General features: G+C 68.0%; 3 protein-coding genes and 2 pseudogenes. 3 read left to right on the forward strand and 2 right to left on the reverse strand.

From position 1 onward, the window contains the following. Window positions 1-193: 193 nt before the first annotated feature. Window positions 194-420: pseudogene (locus ACFYW9_RS41355) on the forward strand (IS5/IS1182 family transposase); the annotation flags it as partial. Window positions 421-481: 61 nt separating this feature from the next. Here the strand turns inward: ACFYW9_RS41355 and ACFYW9_RS41360 are convergent. Further along, on the reverse strand, window positions 482-1,129 hold the full coding sequence (locus ACFYW9_RS41360) for a type III effector protein (RefSeq protein WP_389160355.1): 648 nt from the start codon (window positions 1,127-1,129) through the stop codon (window positions 482-484). A gap of 141 nt (window positions 1,130-1,270) precedes the next feature. Here ACFYW9_RS41360 and ACFYW9_RS41365 point away from each other — a divergent pair, with 141 nt between their 5' ends. Next, window positions 1,271-1,702, forward strand: a complete 432-nt coding sequence (locus tag ACFYW9_RS41365) for an Hsp20/alpha crystallin family protein (RefSeq protein ID WP_389160357.1) — start codon at window positions 1,271-1,273, stop codon at window positions 1,700-1,702. A gap of 195 nt (window positions 1,703-1,897) precedes the next feature. Further along, window positions 1,898-2,335, forward strand: coding sequence for a DUF2267 domain-containing protein (locus ACFYW9_RS41370; RefSeq protein WP_389160359.1), 438 nt, complete (start codon window positions 1,898-1,900; stop codon window positions 2,333-2,335). 290 nt (window positions 2,336-2,625) lie between these two features. Here ACFYW9_RS41370 and ACFYW9_RS41375 read toward each other — a convergent pair. Further along, window positions 2,626-2,806 (reverse strand): annotated as a pseudogene (locus ACFYW9_RS41375) (hypothetical protein). Between the last annotated feature and the right edge of the window lie 109 nt (window positions 2,807-2,915).

The raw sequence follows: 2,915 nt of genomic DNA on the forward strand, positions 1-2,915 counted from the left end.
CACCATCAGCAACAAGACCCCGGCAGAGGAGGACGCCAAGAGAGTGTGCGGTTCAGTGGCCATGACCGGCGAGTGTCCACATTGCGGCGTTCTACCCGGCTTCAGGCACTTGAGCAATGCACTCCATGATTTTTGCAGGCAGGGCCTGTCGGCGTACGGGCAGGCGGTCGCCCCGGCGAGAGGGCGTAGACCGCACCTGCGGCGCTGGCTGTCCTCGCGCGGCATTCGGCACCGCCTCGCCCGCAGAGGCATCGAGTCATCCCGACGCTTGGGCCGACACCGCGGGTCGTCGAACGGACCGTGTCCTGGCTGTCCGGCTGCCGACGCCTCCACCGCCGCTACGAACGTAAGCCGGAACACTTCCTGGACTTCACCGCCATCGCCGCGACGCTCATGTGCCACCGCCGACTCGCCAACTGAAATGACGTCTGAGTGGTTGCGACGACCGGCGGCAGGCTCCCGCCGATCGCCCCTAGGGCTGTCACGGTCCGCTGGAAGAGCGCTGACGGTGCTCGCTCTCGCGCATCTCGCCGGTGTGCCGGCCGATGTCGGTGACGCGGTCCGCGAGGTCGGGATGAGCGGACCGCAAGTGAGGGACCGTCTCAGAGAGGGGACCCAGAAGGTGGGCCGGGTCGCTGTCTCCGAGTGCGGAGTGCAGGGCCGTGAGTGCGTCAGTCGCGGTGGCGGGAAGATCCGGCAGGGCGGTGATGGTCCCGGCAAGCTGGCGCAGCGAGGCGGCGTGGTCGTGGGCCCAGGACATGACGGACCGGTCCGCGGCACGCTGGCCTCGAGTGGCCTGCACCCGCTGCTCCTTGGTGGTGCCGGCTTCACCGGGACGCACGCGCAGGTAGCGGCGCTCGGCGGCCTGGCGGCTGGAGACCCCGAGCGGGTGGGCCAGGTCGGACCAGCTTGCGCCGGCCTCCCGGGCGGTCTCGATCAGCGCGGGCTCCCAGTGGGCCAGTTGTTCCCGTACTTCGCGCAGGAGCAGCAGTGCGGCTATGGCCTGCTCGGGGTCATCGGTGGAGGCAGCGTCGGCGGTTCGTGCCGTCTGAATGGCCTGGGCAATGGCCTCGAGCGCAGTGGCCGTCGCCGCGAAGGAAGCCGGTGCTGTGGGCGGGTCGTCGCTCATTCCTTCTCCTTCCCAGGTCGGCGCGCGCCTGTCATCGGTTAGATGACGCCTGAACTTGTCGTCGCTTGGATGACATGCTACAACGGAGTCAGGTGAAGCGCATTGGCAGCAACTGCCTGAACTCATCTGGAGGTGTTTTCCGTGTTGATGCGCACTGACCCGTTCCGTGAACTCGACCGCATGGCCCAGCATCTGATGGGTCCGGGAACGTGGTCCCGTCCCTCCGCGATGCCGATGGACGCCTACCGTGACGGCGACCAGTACGTCATCGCTTTCGACCTGCCGGGCATCGACCCCGACGCGCTCGACATCGACGTCGAGCGGAACATGCTCACCGTGAGGGCGGAGCGACGCCCGCTGCCACGGTCCGAGAGCGCCCAGACGGAACTGTCCGAACGGCCTCTGGGTGTCTTCTCCCGGCAGATCGTCCTGGCCGACACCCTCGACACGGAGCGCATCGCCGCGGATTACGAGGCCGGCGTCCTGACGCTGCGCATCCCGATCGCCGAGCAGGCCAGGCCCCGCAAGATCAGCGTCCGCAGCACCGGCGACCGCAGAGAACTCGACAGCTGATCCTCCGGCCGCCCCTCCGCCGACCGGGGCCCAAGGGTTGTTCGCCCGCGTTTTCCGCCTTGGGCCCCGGCGGCACCGGCTCCCACGCTCCACACCGGAGAACCGATTACGCGAGGAGCGCGGTTCACGCTGTTCACACGGGGCAATCGGTTCACCGCAGCAGGAATAACGGTTCACGCAAGGAAAGTCGTCGCCATGACTCTTCTCTCTCCCCCCGCGCCCTCTGTTCCGACGGCAGTCACCTTCGACCAGATGCTGGAGAAGGTGCGATACGAAGGTGTTTACCCCACTCGCCGACAGGCACAAAACGTCGTACGCCGGGTGCTTGAGGCCCTGGGCCGCCAGTTGACGGGCGACGAACGGGTGGAGCTGGCCGCCCGCCTGCCCCAGGAAGCAGCCGGCTACCTTGTCTCGCAGATCCCCGCCGACAGGCCACTGACCGGCTGGGGCTTCGTGAAGGACCTCGCCGAACGGACCGGCGGCCCTCTGGCGACCACCCGCTGGGACACCGGTTCGGTCCTTAGCGTCGTCGCCCGCCTGGCCGGAGACGACCTCATCGCCCGGATCATCGCCCAGCTCCCTGACGGATACGCCCTGCTGTTCGGACGGGCCCAGCTCGCTCGGGCTGCCTGACAACCGGGCCGGAATCCAGCACCGTTGCCGGACAAGGACGGCACGCAAGTCCGAGTGGCCGTCGTACTCGCCCGAGCAGTGCGGCGGCACCACGAACGCCACCCAAAACGCCCGCACATGGTGCCCCAGCGGTACAGCAGCGAATTCTAGTGAGAGTTCCTCTCCGTACCTTGGATCGCTCTCAACCCCAGGTCTTTGAAAGACGAGACTGCCCGGAACGCTTGCGTTCCGGGCAGTCTGCATGGGCGGCAGCCGCGAAGCCCGCGGGGAAGTTGCAGGACCTACCCGCCTCATGCCAGGGCTGTTGGGTTCGCTGATCCGGCAACGCGCCGGTATTCGGCATTGATGCGCTGCGCTTCGTCGAGAAAGCCCTGGGTGGTGCCGAGCATCGGCGGCCGGCCCATGGTGAAGAACGGGGCAGTCGTCGTCGAGACGGCTGTACGTGTCGTCCGCGGTCCTTGCACCTCTCACGGAATGCGTGGAGGGGCCCGGGCGCCAACGGCGCCACGGCCCCACCCGACTGTCGCGCACCAACGAGCGTGACGAGCGGCGCGGGTTCGTCGCGGTCAGGCGGGGCGGT

The organism is Streptomyces sp. NPDC002698 (assembly GCF_042888945.1).
Lineage (GTDB): Bacteria > Actinomycetota > Actinomycetes > Streptomycetales > Streptomycetaceae > Streptomyces.